General features: G+C 41.2%; 17 protein-coding genes, 1 pseudogene and 1 CRISPR repeat array. Of the genes and pseudogenes, 2 read left to right on the top strand and 16 right to left on the bottom strand.

The window, feature by feature from the left end:
* On the bottom strand, nt 1–1,102 hold a 1,102-nt coding region (locus OSCI_RS02565), incomplete at its 3' end, for a PAS domain S-box protein (protein ID WP_157135541.1).
* A gap of 656 nt (nt 1,103–1,758) precedes the next feature.
* On the opposite strand from OSCI_RS02565, the pseudogene OSCI_RS32350 reads away from it, so the two are divergent.
* Nucleotides 1,759–1,878: pseudogene (locus tag OSCI_RS32350) on the top strand (hypothetical protein); the annotation flags it as partial.
* Here the strand turns inward: OSCI_RS32350 and groL are convergent.
* The 15 genes from groL to OSCI_RS28155 all read right to left on the bottom strand — a co-directional run bounded on the left by groL (nt 1,823) and on the right by OSCI_RS28155 (nt 17,866).
* Nucleotides 1,823–3,511 carry a chaperonin GroEL gene (gene groL, locus OSCI_RS02560; RefSeq protein ID WP_007353288.1) on the bottom strand — a complete coding sequence of 563 codons (1,689 nt, stop codon included), beginning with the start codon at nt 3,509–3,511 and terminating at the stop codon, nt 1,823–1,825. The pseudogene OSCI_RS32350 and the gene groL overlap by 56 nt on opposite strands.
* Nucleotides 3,512–3,717: 206 nt before the next feature.
* The gene (locus OSCI_RS02555) at nt 3,718–4,620 is read right to left on the bottom strand and encodes a M48 family metallopeptidase (protein WP_007353287.1); all 903 of its coding nucleotides are present in this window, start codon (nt 4,618–4,620) and stop codon (nt 3,718–3,720) included.
* A 322-nt stretch (nt 4,621–4,942) separates the two neighbouring features.
* A CRISPR array of direct repeats spans nt 4,943–6,015; the repeat unit is 37 nt; unit sequence GTTTCAATCCCTAATAGGGATTTAGTTTAATTGCGGC.
* A 251-nt stretch (nt 6,016–6,266) separates the two neighbouring features.
* A complete protein-coding gene (locus OSCI_RS28160; protein WP_234708695.1) occupies nt 6,267–6,404 on the bottom strand; it encodes a CRISPR-associated endonuclease Cas2 in 138 nt (45 codons plus the stop codon).
* 8 nt (nt 6,405–6,412) lie between these two features.
* Nucleotides 6,413–6,781 carry a hypothetical protein gene (locus OSCI_RS02545; RefSeq protein ID WP_007353285.1) on the bottom strand — a complete coding sequence of 123 codons (369 nt, stop codon included), beginning with the start codon at nt 6,779–6,781 and terminating at the stop codon, nt 6,413–6,415.
* Nucleotides 6,778–7,095: a hypothetical protein gene (locus OSCI_RS02540; RefSeq protein ID WP_007353284.1), complete on the bottom strand. Its 318-nt coding sequence runs from the start codon at nt 7,093–7,095 to the stop codon at nt 6,778–6,780. Before OSCI_RS02540 ends, OSCI_RS02545 begins: the two co-directional genes overlap by 4 nt.
* 139 nt (nt 7,096–7,234) lie before the next feature.
* Nucleotides 7,235–7,510, bottom strand: coding sequence for a CRISPR-associated endonuclease Cas2 (gene cas2 / locus OSCI_RS02535; protein ID WP_007353283.1), 276 nt, complete (start codon nt 7,508–7,510; stop codon nt 7,235–7,237).
* Between the two features lie 2 nt (nt 7,511–7,512).
* A complete protein-coding gene (cas1d, locus tag OSCI_RS02530; RefSeq protein ID WP_007353282.1) occupies nt 7,513–8,514 on the bottom strand; it encodes a type I-D CRISPR-associated endonuclease Cas1d in 1,002 nt (333 codons plus the stop codon).
* A 226-nt stretch (nt 8,515–8,740) separates the two neighbouring features.
* Nucleotides 8,741–9,334, bottom strand: coding sequence for a CRISPR-associated protein Cas4 (gene cas4 / locus OSCI_RS02525; protein ID WP_007353281.1), 594 nt, complete (start codon nt 9,332–9,334; stop codon nt 8,741–8,743).
* A gap of 16 nt (nt 9,335–9,350) precedes the next feature.
* The gene (cas6, locus tag OSCI_RS02520) at nt 9,351–10,256 is read right to left on the bottom strand and encodes a CRISPR-associated endoribonuclease Cas6 (RefSeq protein WP_007353280.1); all 906 of its coding nucleotides are present in this window, start codon (nt 10,254–10,256) and stop codon (nt 9,351–9,353) included.
* Nucleotides 10,257–10,355: 99 nt separating this feature from the next.
* Complete coding sequence (gene cas3, locus OSCI_RS02515) at nt 10,356–12,779, bottom strand: type I-D CRISPR-associated helicase Cas3' (protein ID WP_007353279.1); 2,424 nt, start codon at nt 12,777–12,779, stop codon at nt 10,356–10,358.
* 4 nt (nt 12,780–12,783) lie between these two features.
* Nucleotides 12,784–13,575 (bottom strand): type I-D CRISPR-associated protein Cas5/Csc1, encoded by a 792-nt coding sequence (gene cas5d, locus OSCI_RS02510; RefSeq protein WP_007353278.1) that lies wholly within the window; start codon nt 13,573–13,575, stop codon nt 12,784–12,786.
* A gap of 3 nt (nt 13,576–13,578) precedes the next feature.
* The gene (cas7d, locus tag OSCI_RS02505; protein WP_007353277.1) at nt 13,579–14,538 is read right to left on the bottom strand and encodes a type I-D CRISPR-associated protein Cas7/Csc2; all 960 of its coding nucleotides are present in this window, start codon (nt 14,536–14,538) and stop codon (nt 13,579–13,581) included.
* Complete coding sequence (locus tag OSCI_RS02500; RefSeq protein WP_007353276.1) at nt 14,535–14,969, bottom strand: hypothetical protein; 435 nt, start codon at nt 14,967–14,969, stop codon at nt 14,535–14,537. The genes cas7d and OSCI_RS02500 overlap by 4 nt, the downstream gene beginning before the upstream one ends.
* Before the next feature lie 26 nt (nt 14,970–14,995).
* Complete coding sequence (cas10d, locus tag OSCI_RS02495) at nt 14,996–17,401, bottom strand: type I-D CRISPR-associated protein Cas10d/Csc3 (protein WP_007353275.1); 2,406 nt, start codon at nt 17,399–17,401, stop codon at nt 14,996–14,998.
* A gap of 258 nt (nt 17,402–17,659) precedes the next feature.
* Complete coding sequence (locus OSCI_RS28155; protein WP_071592462.1) at nt 17,660–17,866, bottom strand: hypothetical protein; 207 nt, start codon at nt 17,864–17,866, stop codon at nt 17,660–17,662.
* An 86-nt stretch (nt 17,867–17,952) separates the two neighbouring features.
* On the opposite strand from OSCI_RS28155, the gene OSCI_RS02490 reads away from it, so the two are divergent.
* A complete protein-coding gene (locus tag OSCI_RS02490) occupies nt 17,953–18,825 on the top strand; it encodes a helix-turn-helix transcriptional regulator (RefSeq protein WP_007353274.1) in 873 nt (290 codons plus the stop codon).
* The last annotated feature ends 104 nt before the right edge of the window (nt 18,826–18,929 follow it).

Genomic DNA, 18,929 nt, shown 5'->3' with positions numbered 1-18,929 from the left:
AGTAACCTGATTCAAAGTCTGCGATCGCAAAACTGTTGTCAAATACGGACTGTTGCTGCTGTGCAATTAGACCGATTTTGCCGCAACCAAAGGCGATGCGACTGTCGGGGCCATTTGGGGTGGGGCTCAATCCAGCAGCAGCTTGAAGTTCTAAGACGTTTTCTTGAGCGTTGAAAGTCCAAATTATAGTTGAGGCTGCGTCCAGATGATGTACTGCTGCTGAGCAACAAGGGCCGAGGATTTCTTCGGGATGGCGAGTGAGGGCGATACCCACATCAGCCGTCAATGCTGTTAAGCGCGATCGCTCTGCGGCGGCCTCTTCTAGGCGTTTGCGATCGCTGATATCTTCCACCAAAGATAGGATTGTGAAACTGTCGCGGCTGCGAATAATCGAATTAAACCAGTGACACCAAATTGTTTGTCCGCTTTTGGTATAATTGCGATTAATTGAAGTATTGCTATTACCAGCTAAAAGTTGAGCGATCAAACCATTAACAACTTCCGCATCCTCTGGGTAAATTAAGGGAAAATCGCTCGGTGGTTTACCCATCACTTCTTCGGCACTCCAGCCAAATATTTCCTCGGCTCGTTTTGACCACTGGATAATCCGAAATTGTTCGTCCCATCCAATCATTGCCAGCGGACTATTGGCGGCATTTAACCATAATAAATCAGTGGATCTGCGTAGCTGTTCAGTTGTCTGCTGTTGCCAGCGGTAATGGGGAGTTATATCTCTGCCGACGCTAAAAACTCGTGCATTCCCGCTACCGTCCTCTACCAGCGTATAAGCTGTTTCGTAAACTTTCATATTGCCATCGCTGGCGATCGCTTCGTGAATTGCGATTCTCTTTTCACCGGTGAGTAATACTTGTTCCAGGCAGGGATCTATCTGTGAGATTATATATTTTAGCCCTGGATTATTAGGGTATAATTTTATTAATTCGAGATTATTTTTACCGAGAATTTCAGCAGGTTCTAATCCCAGCCAAGCGAAAGCAGCAACAGGATTAATTAATACATACTTCCGCTCTTGATTGTACTCTATGAAGGCATCCGCAGAAGTAGCTAAAAATGTTTCAAACCAGTTCATTGCTTCCTTCATAATTGGTAGTGTAAACTGTGAAAACTTAAGCGTTAAATAGCTATAGAAACCGCTTTCAGCGGTTAGGGGCTAGGGGCTAGGGGCTAGGGACTAGGGAAGAAGAGGAAGAAGGGAATAGACTTAAGGGTTTGAGGAAACTAGAATGTCCTAACCACCTTGGCGATCGCAACTTGAACATCCTGGGGAAGATCGCAGCAAAAAAACAAAGAAAGAAATTTCCCCATCCCCTCGTAAGAGAGGGAGGTAGGGGGGAAAGGTCTTTTTCGCTCTTCATACAAAATCGGGATGCTCCCTAAAAAAAATAGTCTATCTAACAAATATATTTTTGATGTATCTTAGCCTGCTGGCCTCCACCAAAATTTAATAACAGCTAAAAAATTAATAATTAATTTTTCTTATTTAAGGGCTAACCTTAGCATATTATAGCTAGCGCAGTAAACAAAACAGGACTTACGCACTCAACCAAAGAAAGCGGGTTTTTTGACGAAAATACTTCGCCCGTACTCACCGATGCTCTCAAAAACCCGGTTTCTGGGACTCCCTGCGTAAGTCCTAAAGTATTTAACCGGACATGATATAAGTCCTACAAAACTTACCCATTACAAACGCCAGCCTCACTTGCCCTAACATACTGCAAGTGAGGCTGGCGTTAGGAAATCTGTCCCGATCGTCTGGGCGATCGCGTCTTTACAAATTTCTCCAGCGCGATCGCGGGTAGAACTACATCATACCCATGCCGCCCATGCCGCCCATACCGCCCATACCGCCCATACCGCCCATACCGCCCATGCCGCCCATATCGCCCATGTCGCCGCCACCGCCGGCTTTCTTGGGTTCAGGCTTTTCGACAACTAGGGCTTCGGTAGTCAAAACCATCCCAGCAATGGAACCAGCATTTTGCAAAGCCGATCGCACTACTTTGGCGGGGTCAATAATACCAGCAGCGATCATGTCTACATATTCGCCGGTGAGCGCATTGTAGCCGAAGTTAAAGTCGAGATCGCGGACGTGCTCGACGACGACAGTGCCTTCAACGCCTGCATTGTCAGCTATTTGGCGCAAAGGTGCTTCTAAGGCTCTCGCTAGGATGTCTGCACCGATTTTTTCTTCATCATAGAGGCTGTCTCTGATATCTTTGATTTTGGTGGCTAAGTGAATTAAAGTTGTACCGCCACCGGGAACGATGCCTTCTTCTACGGCGGCTTTGGTAGCGTTGAGAGCATCTTCAATCCGCAGGGTACGATCTTTAAGTTCAGTTTCGGTGGCTGCGCCGACTTTAATAACGGCGACTCCGCCAGCTAATTTGGCAATTCTTTCTTGGAGTTTTTCTTTGTCGTATTCTCCATCGGTATCTGCAAGTTGCTTGCGAAGTTGGACGATGCGTTTTTCGACATCTCCTTGGCTGGTTTCGCCGGCGACAATGGTGGTGCTTTCTTTATCGATGGTGATTTTACGGGCTGTGCCCAACATTTCCAAGGCGACTGTATCTAGGCTGAGTCCGACTTCTTCGGAGATCAGTTGGCCGCCTGTGAGGACGGCGATATCTTGAAGCATAGCTTTGCGGCGATCGCCAAATCCAGGTGCTTTAATAGCGGCGACGTTGAGTACGCCTCGCGCTTTATTAACTACCAGCGTTGCTAGGGCTTCGCCTTCAATATCTTCGGCGATAATTAGTAAGGGTTGACCTGTACGAGCAATTTTTTCGAGAACTGGTATTAATTCCTGAATGACGTTAATTTTTTTGTCCGTAATCAGGATGCGGACGTTTTCATATTCAACTTCCATGCGATCGCCATTGGTGACGAAGTAGGGGGAAAGATAACCCCGATCTAACTGCATCCCTTCGACTACTTCTAGTTCTGTAGACAGAGATTTGGATTCTTCTACAGTGATTACGCCATCTTTGGTAACGCGATCCATTGCTTCGGAAATCATCGCGCCAACTTCTTCATCATTGCCGGCGGAGATGGTAGCGACTTGGGCGATCGCAGCCCCTTCTACTGGCTTGGCGATTTTCTCAATTTCTGCTACCAAATGAGCGATACTTCTGTCAATACCGCGACGTAAAGCTACGGGATTTGCACCTGCGGCTACGTTTTTCAAACCTTCGCGAATTAATGCTTGGGCGAGGACTGTGGCTGTGGTAGTGCCGTCGCCTGCGATATCTTTAGTTTTTGAGGCTACTTCTTGAATCAGGCGAGCTCCCGTATTTTCTAAGGGATCTTCGAGTTCGATTTCTCTAGCAACGGTGATACCATCGTTAACAATGTGGGGTGCGCCGTACTTCTTTTCAAGTAGGACGTTGCGGCCTTTAGGCCCTAGTGTGATGCGGACGGCATCGGCGAGGGCGTTAACGCCGCGCTCTAGTGCCTTTCGGGATTGATCGCTAAATGCTACTATTTTGACCATATTTAGTCTCCTATTGCTTCCATTAGCAAATTTAGCACTCTGTGGCGCTGAGTGCTAAAAAGTGGAAGGGCGGTTATCCGTCCCTGTTAAGAATTAAAAATTAAAAATTAAAAATTAAAAATTTATAGAATAAGAATTTACGTAACGCCGCCCTCTGGGGGGTAAAGATACCCCCCAGAGGGCGGCGTTACGGATGTCTATTTTTATTATAATTTTGAGATAAAATCCCAATCTGAAGGGTTGGGTTCTGGATCTGTATCTTCGGTTTTTTGTGGTAATTTACCCGTATCGAGTAAAGATTGATATTCTCCTGAATCAACCCATTTAAATAGTTCTGCCATTCGCATTACTGACCAGGAAAGACGAAATTCCATGAAGCTAAATACTTTAGTAATTTGATCTATACTATCAAGGTTAGTAGCCATAAATTCACGGGCTTGATCTTCAAAATCGTTGATAGTATCATCTGTTAAATATTCTTCTGGTATTCCTGCTACTTTCATTAGAGTTGTAATTGCTACTTCCATATCTTGACAAGCTAATAAACCGGAACGATCGGCGGTAAATTTAGACATGACTACCCAATTGAGGAGGGCAAGTTCTAATCCATTTGAGGCAATTGCACCTAGTCCGAAGGTTGTACTAGCAATCAGTCCTTTAATAGCGGGCAGGACATAGACCATTTGTTGATAGGTCATATATTTGCCTTTGATGCGAATGAGTTCGTGTCCAAGGAGAAAGCATAGTTCTTCATTTGTCAACCATTCCATTGCTTCTAAGTTGACACCAATTGTCGGTTTTTCTACGCCGAAGGCATAGGTACCAATCTGTCCTCTGCCGGGGGAAAGATAGAGTTCTGGTAAGGGGTTAACGTCTAAGATTTGGCAGGTTTCAATAAAGGGATTGTAGAGTTTAGGAAAGTTTCTGGGCGTGACTTTAAATTCACTACCCAAGGTTTGCATTCTGAGGATGCGTTCTATGCCATATTCGTTGACTTTTTTCATCAAAAATGATAGTCCTGGCATTTTTTCGAGGGATGCTAGGGCCTTACGGTCGAAGGGATGTTGATAGATTTCGGGATTGATTCTGATGAAGCGTTTGTCGGTCATTGATTTGGCTGTGGGTGGGGGATGGCTGTTATGGATTTTATCAGATTGGGGAGGTTTGTAATATTTAGGACTTGCGCTGATGGCCCCAGAAACCGGGTTTTTGAGATTGTATGTGGGTAATAACGAAGTATTTTTGTAAAAAAACCCGGTTTCTTTGGTTGGGTGCGTAAGTCCTGATATTGATATTTGATAGTAAAAAATTCTTGATGATGATAATTATTTTTTTATTATCAAAAAGCCACTACAGTAGGATATCGGTATCGAGCGGGTAGTTTATTCCCATTGCTGCAATATAGATTAAATTATACATCTGTGGTTGTTAGTTTCAATCCCTAATAGGGATTTAGTTTAATTGCGGCTCAGAAAACATTGGTGCGATCATGGCTGCGAAAATCAGTGAGTTTCAATCCCTAATAGGGATTTAGTTTAATTGCGGCAGCTTTTTCCCCTCCCAAATAACAATGTCCTATGGTTTCAATCCCTAATAGGGATTTAGTTTAATTGCGGCGCAGCTAAATTTGCTGGAATCTGAAGAGGATAATGTTTCAATCCCTAATAGGGATTTAGTTTAATTGCGGCAATAAGTACAATTCTGTTGATGAGATTGTTAAGTTGTTTCAATCCCTAATAGGGATTTAGTTTAATTGCGGCGCGGCGCATTTCGAGGCACTATATCTACGCGGGGTCTAAGGTTTCAATCCCTAATAGGGATTTAGTTTAATTGCGGCTTCAAAAACTTTTATTCTCTGGCTCTCATAGAATGAAGCCTCGTTTCAATCCCTAATAGGGATTTAGTTTAATTGCGGCATATTTTGCTTTCAGTGCATCAAGCATTAGGAATAATGTTTCAATCCCTAATAGGGATTTAGTTTAATTGCGGCAGATGTGTTGATAGTTTGCATCACTCCGTCCCGGTTTCAATCCCTAATAGGGATTTAGTTTAATTGCGGCAGTTCATGTTGCCTTGACTGCGAGCGATGTACTGCCGCAATGTTTCAATCCCTAATAGGGATTTAGTTTAATTGCGGCTCTAGAAGCTCCTTTAATTAGCTTTCTGACATTTAAGAGTTTCAATCCCTAATAGGGATTTAGTTTAATTGCGGCCTAAGGGAAGAAAGTGTTCTTGCGGACACAATTCTGTTTCAATCCCTAATAGGGATTTAGTTTAATTGCGGCATTCTTCATTCCTATCATTCATATACTTAGTGTTTAAGGTTTCAATCCCTAATAGGGATTTAGTTTAATTGCGGCAGAGCCAGAAGTTCCAAAACCAATACCGTCAGCGTTTCAATCCCTAATAGGGATTTAGTTTAATTGCGGCGGCAAAGATTCTCTAGCTTGCCTTCTTCACCTACTAGGTTTCAATCCCTAATAGGGATTTAGTTTAATTGCGGCCGTCGGTTTATGAAACCCTTACTATATTTAGTTTTCAAGGTGCAGTTTCGGGAACCTGATCTAAAAGTATCATTCCAGCCATCGACTTGTCAATACCATCCGCAAAACTTTTCCGTAAATCCTTATCCTGTAAAGGTTCCAGCCATTGCGGGAATCGTTTTTAAAAGTCAGGGGCATCAAACCCTTATCCCAGTTGCGTTACAGCCGAAAAATTTGATACCCCAAAAATTACACCTACCGATTCCCGCAAACTAGGCAAAAAATATACTCCTGTCCGCTGGTGCAATCCCGCCAATGCGCTCAATCTTACCCCGACAGCAAGCACACAGAGGAATGAACAGAATACTATCCTCTTCCGGCTTGATGATTTTAGCAAGGCGCGATCGCATTTCCAACTCTACCCCAGCGTCAATATTCCCGCCCCAAAATTCACAGCCAAAGGCAACAGTTTCAACCATTGCAAACCCAAAATCGGTTCAGGAATCCCCGAACCTACCAACACAGGAATCACATATTCCTGTCCATCCAGTACAACTTTACCCTCATAAATATCAAAAAAATCAATACCCCGCGCCGTCTGCATCGTTCGATTGCGTTCAAGCAAAACCCAACCCAAACTTTCAGCATCTTGAGTATCAAGGGCCAGCAAACCTGTAGTAAAGCCAGTATCTAATAACACATCAATCGGGAAACTCTCCCCATCTAATGCAATTAAATCAATCTCAAAAATCAGTTCTCCAACTTCACCAAACCTACCATCAATCATATATTACCACAAGCTCCCGTCTCATTGAGCCGGAATGTCACCAGCCAACCACTAGGATACTTTTCACGAGCCTTTTGTGCAGCTACTTCCTCATCGAGATCGATAAAATAATCCCCACTATCCGGCTCAATAATCATAAACCAGTTATAGTGTTCATCCATCAGTTTAGGACAAATTATATCAAAAATTGCTTGGCTACGCTGACAGCGTTCATCTCGTTCAGCTTTGCGCCTAGCTAACTCCTCTGACGGTATCGTAAATTCAGGAAATAACCTACCTCGGCGACGAGGACGATTTGATGTTGTTTGAGTCATAGCTAGATTTGGTTATTCAATATATTTGTAATTATATCCAAAACCTTACACTTAGTGTCAATTAATCAATTTGTAATCAATTTGTAGGGTGCATCAAAGGTTAATGCACCCTAGTCTATAGGCTACCGATTCCCGCAAACTAGGCAAAAAAGATACTCCTGTCCGCTGGCGCAATCCCGCCAATGCGCTCAATCTTACCCCGACAGCAAGCACACAGAGGAATAAACAGAATACTATCCTCTTCCGGCTTGATGATTTTAGCAAGGCGCGATCGCATTTTCGCATACTGCGTCTCATTCAAATCGGCACACTCAAACCCACTGTACTGCATCCATTGACCGTAAGACTTAAGAATCTTGTGAATCTTAGTCCGGCGTTTATCTTCAGGAACATCGTAACAAATGAAAAAGTACATAACTACCTCAAAACTAAAGGTGGATATTGATCGATTTCGCCCATCAAATATTTCGCCAACAATCGCGCCTGAATTTCAAAAGCTTCTTGATAAGTACACTTCTTCCCCAAAACTGGATGCTTAAACTCAGACTGCTTTTTCTTCTCATAGGCTTTCAGAAACTCTTTCCGTCCCTCCACCGACAACCGCACCACATTACTAATCGGTTCCACCGTAAAATCATTAATAGTAATAATGCGGCGGTTAATCGCATTAAAAATCATATTATCCGCCACCAATGGGCGAAACTCCTCCATCAAATCAAAAGCCAAACCCACGCGGCCATAGCGTTGCACGTGAAGATAGCCCAAATAAGGGTCAAAACCCACAATATTAATCGCACTTTGCACATCGTGACGTAGCAAAGTGTAAGCAAAATTCATCAAAGAATTAACGGGATCTGTGGCTGGTCGATGTCGAGGTTTAAATACAAACCCTTCAGCCCGAATTAATTGGTTAAAAACCCCAAAATAAGCCGCACTTCCAGCACCTTCCAACCCTCGCAAAGAATCAATATTATGAGTTTTGTCAATTTTGACAATAATGTCAGAAATCCGATCGATTGCTGATTCCAGATTTAGTTCGGAATGATCCCGCTTAGTTTGGGTTAAACTATTGCGATAATTCTTCAACTTCCCCCGAATAAAACCCTGAACAACGTGAATCGCTTGGGGAGTTTCCCCTGCTGCTTTCCACTGGGCATTACGCACGAAGATATTTTTACTTAACTCTGGTTCTAGCTTACCTAAAAAGTGTCCAGTATCCGAGAGAAAAGTCAGCGGAATTTTCCGCTGCATAAGTTCATCAATCGCAGCGGGGGAAATCGTCGCCCGTCCCATAATTACTACGCCGTCTAAATGAATTAACGGCACATCTTGTAAGGTTTGATTTTTGAGCTTAACGTTCAATCGTTCATCAGTTTTGCCAATAAAAACATCATCTTGATTGATGTAAAGTGTTCCCATGATTGTGACTCCTAAGTATGAGGTTTTTATGTTGTCGATTGCCATTTTGTGGTTGGCTATTCGGTTAATCCGTTAGTCCGCCAGGGGTTAAAACCCCTGTCTAATATGTAAAGTCCTCTGAAGAGGACTAATGATTTTTTTAGATTAGTTTCTTAGTCGGTTTTAACTGACTTTCGCTATGAGTGGGGGTTTTAACTCCCGGCGGGTGATTAGACAAAGCTAAGGATTAATTAACTTCTTGATAGCGCGTCATTTTCTGAGCAACTTGAGGTAAACATTGCTCTTTCAAGCTGCAACCTTGACACCTTTTACTGTAAATAGCTGGCGGCATCTTACCAGTTTGTAGTAAGATTTGTAAGGTTTTAACAGTCGCGATCGCGCTTTGTCTTAACTGTGCCGAAATCTCCACCAATTGCCGTTGATGAGATTGAGCATAATAGACATAACCCTGAGTAATTGTTTGTCCCGTCATCTCCTCCAAACACAAAGCTTGAGCGCAAACTTGTAACTCATCATTATCCCATTCACCCTTCTTTCCCCGCTTATATTCAACCGGGTATAACTTACCCTCCGCCGACTCAATTAAATCCGATTTACCAATCAGTTGATATTTTTCCGACTTAAGCCAAATCGCCCTAACTTGCCAAGTTTCATCGCGGTTAATCTCACCCATAGTATGCACCCGCTCGTGCAAACTTGTCCCTTCAATAGTATATTGATTATCCGAAAATTCCCCCGCACAAAACATTCGCCAACAGCGGTGAGGACAATAGCTGTACTGATTCAGCGCCGCAATAGAAACGTAGTCAATTTCATTCATAGTTTATTCCTCCAAATTACCCTTCAAAAATTGATTGAATAGCAGAAATCTGTTGTGAAATCTTCTCAGCACTCTTATCAGCCACATCGGGAATAATCTTAATAGGAATCCGTCGAGTTATTCCCATCCCCATCGTGGTTTTCCTCCCCAGTCCGCAGTAGAGACTAAAATCAGCTAAAGCATTAATTTGCTTAATAACTAAGGGTTCAACATCTCCCAAAATCCGGTAAGTCACTTCCCCGACAATCCCGATAAACTTGCTCCGAGAATCTGCTAAAATCTCCGTTTTGATGTTGACAAAACTAGAAAAAAGTGATTCAATAGAAGAGCTGGCAATTTCCACGCCACTGTATTTATTCCATCGGCTTAAGAGACTGTTAAAAACGCATTCTCTAGTCGGGATAACCGAGTCATAATCTCCCTGTCGAAAAGCAGTAGGCGTAGCAAAACTGAAAGCAATAATCCGATTAGTTTCCGATGCTTGCTGATACAATTGAGAGTAAGTGCAAGCATTAGCCCAAGGCTGATTAAATTGAGGCGTTCCCAGAATACCAGTAATCTGTAAATCGGCAGGGCCAAGATGCCAAGGATGCTTAGGATTAAGATTGAGCCAGAGCTCAGTTAATTTGCCGAATAAAGTATCATCTATGAGAGTAATTCGCCACCAGCAGGGAGTGTGGGCGGGTATAGGTTGATGATGTTCCCATTGGAGGGGATAATGTTTATTAGAGTGATATTTTTGGGTTTGTAAAGGGCTGAGGGTGAAGGCTTTATCCGCTGTGGCTTCGTGGAGGTAGTCACCGAGTTTTTTGTCTGCGGAGCTCACGAGGGTGAGGAATAGGGCGTGGAGGTGTCTTCCTGTTAGGTATCCGGGGGGAATTGGGGCCAGGGGTAGGAGATTGAGGATGAGGCTGTGGGGCATATTTAGAGTTCTTTGAAATTGTGAATTGTTGCCAGAGGTTTCAACCTGTCGATAGACAATCGAAGTCCGCCTTCGCAGACTTTAGATTGTTAGTAACTATTAAAAACATGTGCGAGCGGTATCAGCTTGAAATCCAGGATTAGAACTCCAAAATTCTGTTTTCTTTTCTAGTGCGTAAAGGTACTTTTGAATTCTTGCACCAACTAAGTAAGCGTTAATTCCAAGAAGTGCTTTATAATTCCTTTGCTTAGAATCAGGAAAAGTAACTGATACAGAAGGATAACTAATTTGCATATCTTTAGTGTGTTCTCGAATTTCTCCTTCTGCTGCGCCCTGCTCTGGAAATAATAAACAGGTAATATAATTGTCTTTGATTGCTTCAGTAAGTTGTGGTGACAGTGGAAAAGGTGAGCCATCAATCCTAGAGACTAAAAGCTTGAATCCTTTGATAGCTATCGGTTTATCGCAGTAGCGTCTTGTAAAAAACTCTGGTTCAAACGTACTTTCCAAACTAAAAGAGACAACGAGATTATCTTTCTTACTTTTATGCCGATTGACTCGACAGTAAAGGTCAGCAGCTTGTATTTTCTCAGACTCACAATAAACAGACATAAAATCTTGATACGAACTGTACCAATGCAGATCGTAATACTTTAGTAAATGAAACAAATCGTAGTAAGCAATATCTTCATGATCTGTAAATATTTTTGAAGGATCGTAAACAGCACAAGTCAATGATTTAAAAGAGTCGCGAAAGCTAAACAAACTGGACAAAGCATAATATTCCTCTGAGACATAGTTCTGAATAATCTCTAAACATTTAATATTCTTTGCCTGCAACTTTTTTTTAAAGTCAGGAAAACTTTTTTCTACTTCTGGGTTATTCTCATTACCAGTAGTCCAAAAACTAGCTGTATTAAGAAACTCACGAATCAAACAATCGCCGTAAATATCTTTAACTGATGCTTTTTGTAGTGAATTGAATCTACAAAGACTATAAACATAATGTTGATATCTTTTTTTGCTTCCTGGTGCAAATAATAACCGAACTTGCTCAAACGCTTCCTCGATTCGTTCAGGATGTCGCATCTGCTTTCTGAGTTCGTACAGAGGGCGGAAAGATTCGAGAATGGCATAAGAACTGATATATTCACACAGAAATGGTTTTTGTATAAATGCACTAGATTCATCGAATATCCTTTTAAGTTTGTCTCGGCTAATTGACATTAAAAAATCATTTCCATAAGTACAAATTTTCTCCAAAACTTCTGATGAAACTAAAGCAACTGCTTCTGATTCCAAATCCTGCTCAACCTTACCTAAAACTCGCCCTACCCTGCCTAGTCTTTGCCAAAACTCATCAGCATATCGGGCTGTAAAAAATACAAAATCTAGGTTTTGGCGTGTTTTAGCTTGTTTAACAAAATTGTAGCCAATATCTACAGTAGGAGTAGCTAAAATCAACGGCTTTTTAGCGGATATTTCGCGTTCTTGACGCGAGACTGCACCTGTAATTCGACCGAAGTCTTCGTTGGCTGTTAGTCCTGCTGCTTTCAAATGGCTTACTGCCCTGTTAATATCAATTAGGCAGTTACTAATCAAAGCTCCATCTAATGAGTTACGCACTTTAGATTTGACTTCAAATGCAGATTTTTTCAGGTATTCATCTAAATCCATACAGGCAGCAAAAGTTAGCTTAACAGGTGTTAAAGTTTTAACAGCACGGGAGTAACTGGAATCTACAAATTCAGGTTTAATGGCTTTCCACCGCAATCCTTGTGACGCTAGTCGCTCAAGATAATTATAGACTTCTGCATCGGGTGTAGCTGATAGTAAACACATTTTACGATTTACATTCTGGAAATATCCTAACTCTAGCGATAAAGCTATAAAAAATAGAAAGTTTGCTAATTGTTTGGCATTATAATAGTGAAACTCATCAATAATAATGTATTCAAAGTCAGCAAAAATCGCTTCAAAAACATTACGCTTGTCAAGATTATGGTAGCAACTGTAGAGGCTGTAATAGAACAAGTCAGGGTTCGTTATAAGAATAATAGGACAGCGAGAAGAACGCTGTTTCTCTGGAATTCCTAGTTGTTCAGCAAACTCCATAGGATTCGTCATTAACCGATAAAATCTTTCCCCTTGTCGATACAACCTATTCTCTGGATCGATGTTGTGCAGTAGTTTTGCATTTACTTCACAGACAATATGGGGTAAAGTTGCTATTTTTACAAACTCCTCAACATCTCTCTTGTGCTGACGAATTAGCTCATTAGTAGGAGCAATGAGTAAGGTATTAGCTTGCGGGTTATCCAGTAAATGAAGTAGAGCAGCCTTTGTCTTGCCTGTTCCTGTTGGAAAAGTATTGAGAACTAAGTCAAAACTCTTTTGTGACTGGTAAGTTTTGATTTGATGATCGAGTGGATATTCGATAACTTGCTGAATCTTATCTGGGACTTCAGATAGCTCAGCTAAGAGTTCATAGTGTGGGTTTAGCTTTATCGTTATTGAGTCCATAGTTTTAACTAGCGGCTGAAGGTTGTAAAAATTCAATGCCAAATTTCATACCTGCTGGCAGATATAGATTGTTGTCTAGCCCCATAAAATGACCAGTCAGATTTGCATTGCGTATCAGAGGGACAGGATGAATATTATATGTGTCATAGCTAGTTACTTGCATTCCCTGTGGTAAATCGAGAGGATTTAGTAAATACTTAACTGTTTGATGTTGGCGGCTGACTATCGCAGGATTTTCGTAAAGAGTGACAGCTACTCTTGCCTTGCTCATAAATTTTCCTAACCGTATGTAGCGAGGTAAAATCAATTCCTTCGTTGTTATGACAAAGAAGTGCAATACAGTACCAATCCCCATCATTTTGATAAAGCCAACTTGAGGATAGTTGACAGCCTTTTCTTTTGTTCTTTTGCCTGTTTGCCTGTTAACTATGTACCAAACTTTGTTTTTGGTATCGTAAACTGAATCATAACCATCAGGTCGTTGAACTAGGCAGTTTTTCCCCATCGCATACCAGTAACCATCAGGTACAGAATTGAATTGAGAGAAAGAAAACTTTGGCTCGTGCCCTTCGGGTATTGTGGCTGGTGTAATGTAAATTTCCTGTTGATTCAATCGGCTCAGATGTTCGTAATAATAGATTTCTCCTCTATTTCGATAAGGAGCCTGAGCTAAACCAAGTGCATAGGCAAGAGCATAGTTACCAATCAAGGGTTCTGTTAAGTAGAGATCATTGATTTCCCTACTACTGAAAAAAGTGTTTTCCAGCAGCGTTAGTTCACACTGATAAACCAACATTAGTTAACCTCGCCTGTATGAGTTTGCAAGACGTTGTAGAAAGGTTGCTGGATCTCGGTAAATAGTTCTCACTTCTTCAATTAGTGAATTACGATCCGCATCAGTCATAATTTGATATTGACCAAATACTTGTTGCACGAGTTCACTAGAAGAATTGATGGCAGCCTGAAGTAAAACATCATCTGCTAAGGGAAAGTCTAATTCTTCATCCTGACTATCACGAGGCAAAATGTCATACACTCGCTGCGTTAGCTCTAGGGTGCTAAAAATCTCAGTATCGCTGAAGATAACTTGAGCAAGAGTATTCTTGACCTTGCCGATACGAGAAGACACTGCGCCGTAGCGACTACTACGAAGAATGTTACCCAAGACATAAAACAATTCGTCTGGAGTCACATCCTTAAGAGTTTCGATGTCTAAGAAGTGGGTTTCGGGACGCACATACTCACTACCAAACAAGCTAGTTGATGCTTCAGCACCTTCATCTCTTGTATCTCTCATTGTTCCGGTTTCAAACAGTGCATTAGAAGTGCGGATATCGACAACTTGACTAACAGGTAGAACTGAAAAAGCATCTTCAGTGATTACGCGAGACTTCTGAGCGCCACCTTGACCTACTGCATATCCATAGATGTAAGCATCTATTGAATCTGGATGACTGGCACCATCTTCATTTAGACAAAGCAAGTTTTGCTTTCGCAAATCTTCTCGACCCGTTCGCCGTTCTACTGCGGTTTGCTTTCTTTTAGTGATTACTACCCTTTGAATTGGATCGGTTTTGCGTTTCTGAACACCTGCTTGTACAAACTCTCGACAAAGTGGTTCTCCACTTCCTTCAGTACGGAAGATAGCCTCTGATTCTGTCTTGCGGATTAGAATCAAATTCACATACTTACCTTGCGGATACTCTTGATAACGCTCCTGCAAAAACTTGACATATTCTGGTTTGGTCAAAATACTCATGATTCAGTCCCCTCTTTTTCTTCTTTAGGTTGGATTTGGCTTCTTACATAAAACAGATAAGCTGCTTTAATATCTTTCTCATCTTTCATCAAACGGGCTAACTTATTCTGATAGCTACCAGAAAGAATCTGATGATAAAAGAGATTCACAAATTCTTCTACTTTCTCTCGTGTTTCTCGCCATTTTTCTTTATTACGGCGATATTTTGGATTCTCGGTTGTTTCTAAGTAGGTTAGTACCTCGCTAATAGTCGCGGCTCGTAACGTTTCAAAATCGAGGATTTGTTGCTGCCGCCGTAATTTATCAAATATTCTATTGAGCGGCATCATTAGAGAACTACGGGCAAGGCTGTTTCCCTTGATTTTTGCTGACCAACCAATTTTAGCCATTTTTTTGATGACTTCTGAAACACTTGGCTGTTCTGTATTCATGTTTTACTCCTTGTTATATTAATTTCCTATATCCACTCTTTAAGTTGCCTAGTTAAACTCAACGCAGCAACTTCTTTGTCAACTTTTTTACGCTTGTTCATAAACTGAGCCTTTTTCTCAATTAAACGGTCAACCACAAAAAAGATGTGATTTTCTGACTGTGTAAATGCTGTAGCCATAGCTACTAATTCATTTTCTTTAGAATCAGTCCAAAGCACGTCATACATTCCACGAATTGCCAGAAGCCTTTGCCATAAAATATCTCCACTTCCAAGAGGTTCTTTACTGCGATCGCGTTGAAAACGTATTTCTTCAGATGGAACTAAACCGCGTAGAGTTGAAGGTACACCATCAAGAAAAATATCTACTTCACGATGCTCGGTTAGGTTTAAAATAGGTATTGATGATTCACTTAATAAAACCTTAACTCCAAAGTGTTTGTGAATCATTAAAGCATATTCTATAGCATTGAGGTATTTTTCTGTTTTATTATCTCCAACTGTAGTTAAAGGTAGAGAAATAGTATTGCCAACTACTTCTGAATGATTAGGAACTAAAATCCCTGTGGTTTTTTGATTTTTGATGGGCAATATACAGTAGCATTGCTTTCTAAAAAATTCAAGAGCTTCTTTTAAAGAAAGGCTAACTGCTGATACATCCAATTTATTGAGTTGCTGAAAAATATTTTTGAAGTTCTCGATAAATGGAGCCGTCATAAATGAATATGGCATGATATGTAAATACATAAATTTATCACCACTTGAACGATAGTTCAGCTTTTCAATCGAAAACTGCTCGCGGACAACTGGATCAACGTATCTTTTAGGCTCACCATGACCTCCAATCAGTCTGTTAGAAAATTTTTGTACTTTTATACCCTGTGGCACATTTCCTGACATCCATTTAGATGCTTCAAAAGCAGCACTAGCATAACAAGATTGCTTATGATTATTTTCGTAATAAACCTTTAGGTGATTGGTAAAGTTTTGAGTAGTAAACTCTGCGAAGTCAAAAGTTAGATTATTTTTCACATAGGAAACTAAAGGACTTATTTGAGCAGCAAGCTTTGTTTTTGTTTCCGAATCATCCTGCTCTTCTTCACCATCTAATGAATTAGCTTCTTGAATCATGAGGTTGAGCAAAATATCATAAGTAATAGATAGATTTTTTACAATAACATAAGCTCTGACATAAAGCGGATCTAAGACATTGTATTGCTCAGAGTCTTGAATTTCTAGTAATTGATATATGTAAATCCAGGGATCTCGGAAACTCTTATTACGTTCCGCTAATTCTTGTGTACGATGCTTTTTCAAAAAAATATAGAAGGTTCTTAGTAATTCTCCAAAACGCATTGTTTCTTCATCAACTGGCATCAGCCTAGTTTTCTCAAGCCACCTTTGAATAAGTCTCTTTTCTAATTCTTTTTTGTTTGGAAGTTCATCTTCAAGTTTTTTTCGATATTTTCTATTAACTTCTTCTAAGTCATAATGCTTATGCTGAATAATTGTATTTACCTGACCAAATATTTCTAAGTAGGGTAGTTGAAGTGATAAGAGTTCTTCATCAATCTTTATTCCTTGATTACCGGCTTTTATAAACTTGCCATACTCTTCAGACTTCATTTTGTTAATTGTTTGCTCAACTGACTCACCTATTTTCACAAGGTCACTGTCAGCTAAATCTAGCTGTGTTCCTACAGGAACGAGATAATGAGTTCCTTGTGAATACAGAAAAACTGGCAGCGCCTCAAACTTTTCAGATAAAAACTCTGCTACTTGATTATGAATAATGTTGGTTAGTATTCCGCGCTGCTCTGATACTTGGTGAGCGATAAAACAATATTGGCGATGGGTAAATCTGTTGATATGGCTGAGAAAAGTTTGTTTATGTTTGCGCTCTGAGTAGCCTTGAGATAAGTCGCCAACGTCAGCAGCTCGAATAATGTGACATAGTTCTTTGAGTCGTGCCTTACCAAGCCGAGTTGAGTCAGAACGGCGATCTAAGGAATCTCCTCGAACACTGTTATGTCCTGAATGTCCTCGAATTATCTCTGTGATATCTTCAAGGTAATCACAGAGATTTTCAAAAAAGCTATAAAAGCCTACTTTTTCAATTTCCTTAGCAACATTATCAGGAGTAGCTATCTCACCGTAACTTCTCGCTGTTCCTTCATAAGTTTTATTTAGATCGTGTACGCAGAAAGCGATTGTTAGAGTCTTTAACTCTATTTCTTCTAGTTGAAGAATCTCTTGTAATGAGTGAATTAAAAAAACACCAGATACAACATGGTTGTAGAGTGACTGTCCTTGATGCACTCCATACTGAATCGCTTTTTGATATTGCTGAAGTCCTTTGTTAGCCACTTCTTCAATGAACTGAGTTAAAATGGGTTTATCTTCAAGCCCTATAAATTGCAGGAAGTCAGACATATTTTTCTCAATAATGTGAATGCGAGTAAATTACAGTTTGTAGCTGGCTTTCGGGTAACTTAGCTAGTAAGTCTGTACTTAACTTTTGTCCGTAATTAGTTGATATTCCTTATCTTTATACCAAAAATAGAGATTGTCAAGGTTATAGACAGAAATAGTGTCCGTACACTTTGGGATTGGCGTGGCTTATTTTTCAGATGTTGGGAGTAGTAGAGACTACCCCCAATATCTCAGGAACGTTGTTTAAGCGATCGCTCTCTATGACATCACTAACCGATACTCATGTCGCTGTCCTTCGATGCGGCGTTTCTCAAACTTGTAACCCCGTTGCTTCAAGACATGGATCGTCGCAGAAAATCGGTGGGTAATTTTCTCTACGAGTTCTTCCGTCGAGTGCCAGCGACTATCAGACATAAGCTGGAGTAGGCGATCGCAATGGGAATCTTGTCTTGGTAAAACCCTCATACTCTATCCGTAATAAGCTTATAATGTAACCATAACCCAACCACAAGATCCTGTCAAGCCTCTACACAGAGAAAGTGTCCGTATAAATGAGCCGTCAAGATCAATCTATCACCCTCTCCGTTACCGAACGGGACAAAGCCGAATTAGAAGCCTTGGCCCTAGAATTCGGCATGACGTGGGGCGATCGCCCCAACATTTCCAAGCTCGTAAAAGCGATCGCCCAACATAAACTCGCGATCGCTCCTAACAACGACTGGAAAAATAACAGATTAGAAGCGCTCAAACACGCGATCGATGCCTTAATCGATCTCGGCAAAACTCAAGAGGCGCAAATTATTGCTCAACTGCTGCTCGATCGCAGCGAACTACCAGAACCTCTGCGGAGAGAAACAGAGGCAATTTTAAAAAACATCTCTACCCCTTGGCGGTTAGAAATAGACCGCTATATCAAACGAAACCAACCCTTTAAACTCACCTACCAAGATGCAGCAGAGAATATTTTGCACTTCCACATCCGCCATGCTCAAATCAACCCTCACGAAGACCGACAATATCTCGATTGTTGGTGTGAAGAAACAGAAGGAAATTACGATTTACCAGAACTGAAGCATAATCGCTGCTTCCGTTTAGATCGCATTCCACCCGAATCTGCGATCGCACCCATTGACAGAAAATGGTTGCCCAATCTAGCTCAAATCGAGGTAGAAATGCACCTATTCAGAGGTTTAGCTTTTGCCTACAAAACAAAAACAGGTCAAGATATCTTCAATGAATGGTTAGCAGACACCCCGCAAGTCCGGCGAGTGGTCAGAAAAGTATCAAATACCTTTTGGTTTTTCCGAGAAATCTTGCGCTATGGCAAAGATTGCGAAATTGTCTCGCCCCAAAATGTGCGCGATCGCTTCCGAGAAGAACTCAAAGTCCTCTGCCAACAATACGGCCTAGAAATCCGCTATTAGCCCCAAACGCGATCGCACCTATCTCCAAGGCCGCAAATGAGTACGTAAATAGCCGGGAAATTAACCTCCCGGCTATTAAACTATTAGAGAGACTCCCAATCTTG

The sequence above is a fragment of the Kamptonema sp. PCC 6506 genome, from assembly GCF_000180455.1.
GTDB classification, from domain to species: Bacteria; Cyanobacteriota; Cyanobacteriia; order Cyanobacteriales; family Microcoleaceae; genus Kamptonema; species Kamptonema formosum.
The sequence above is the reverse complement of the archived record's forward strand: the minus strand, read 5'-3'. Positions and strand labels throughout refer to the sequence as shown.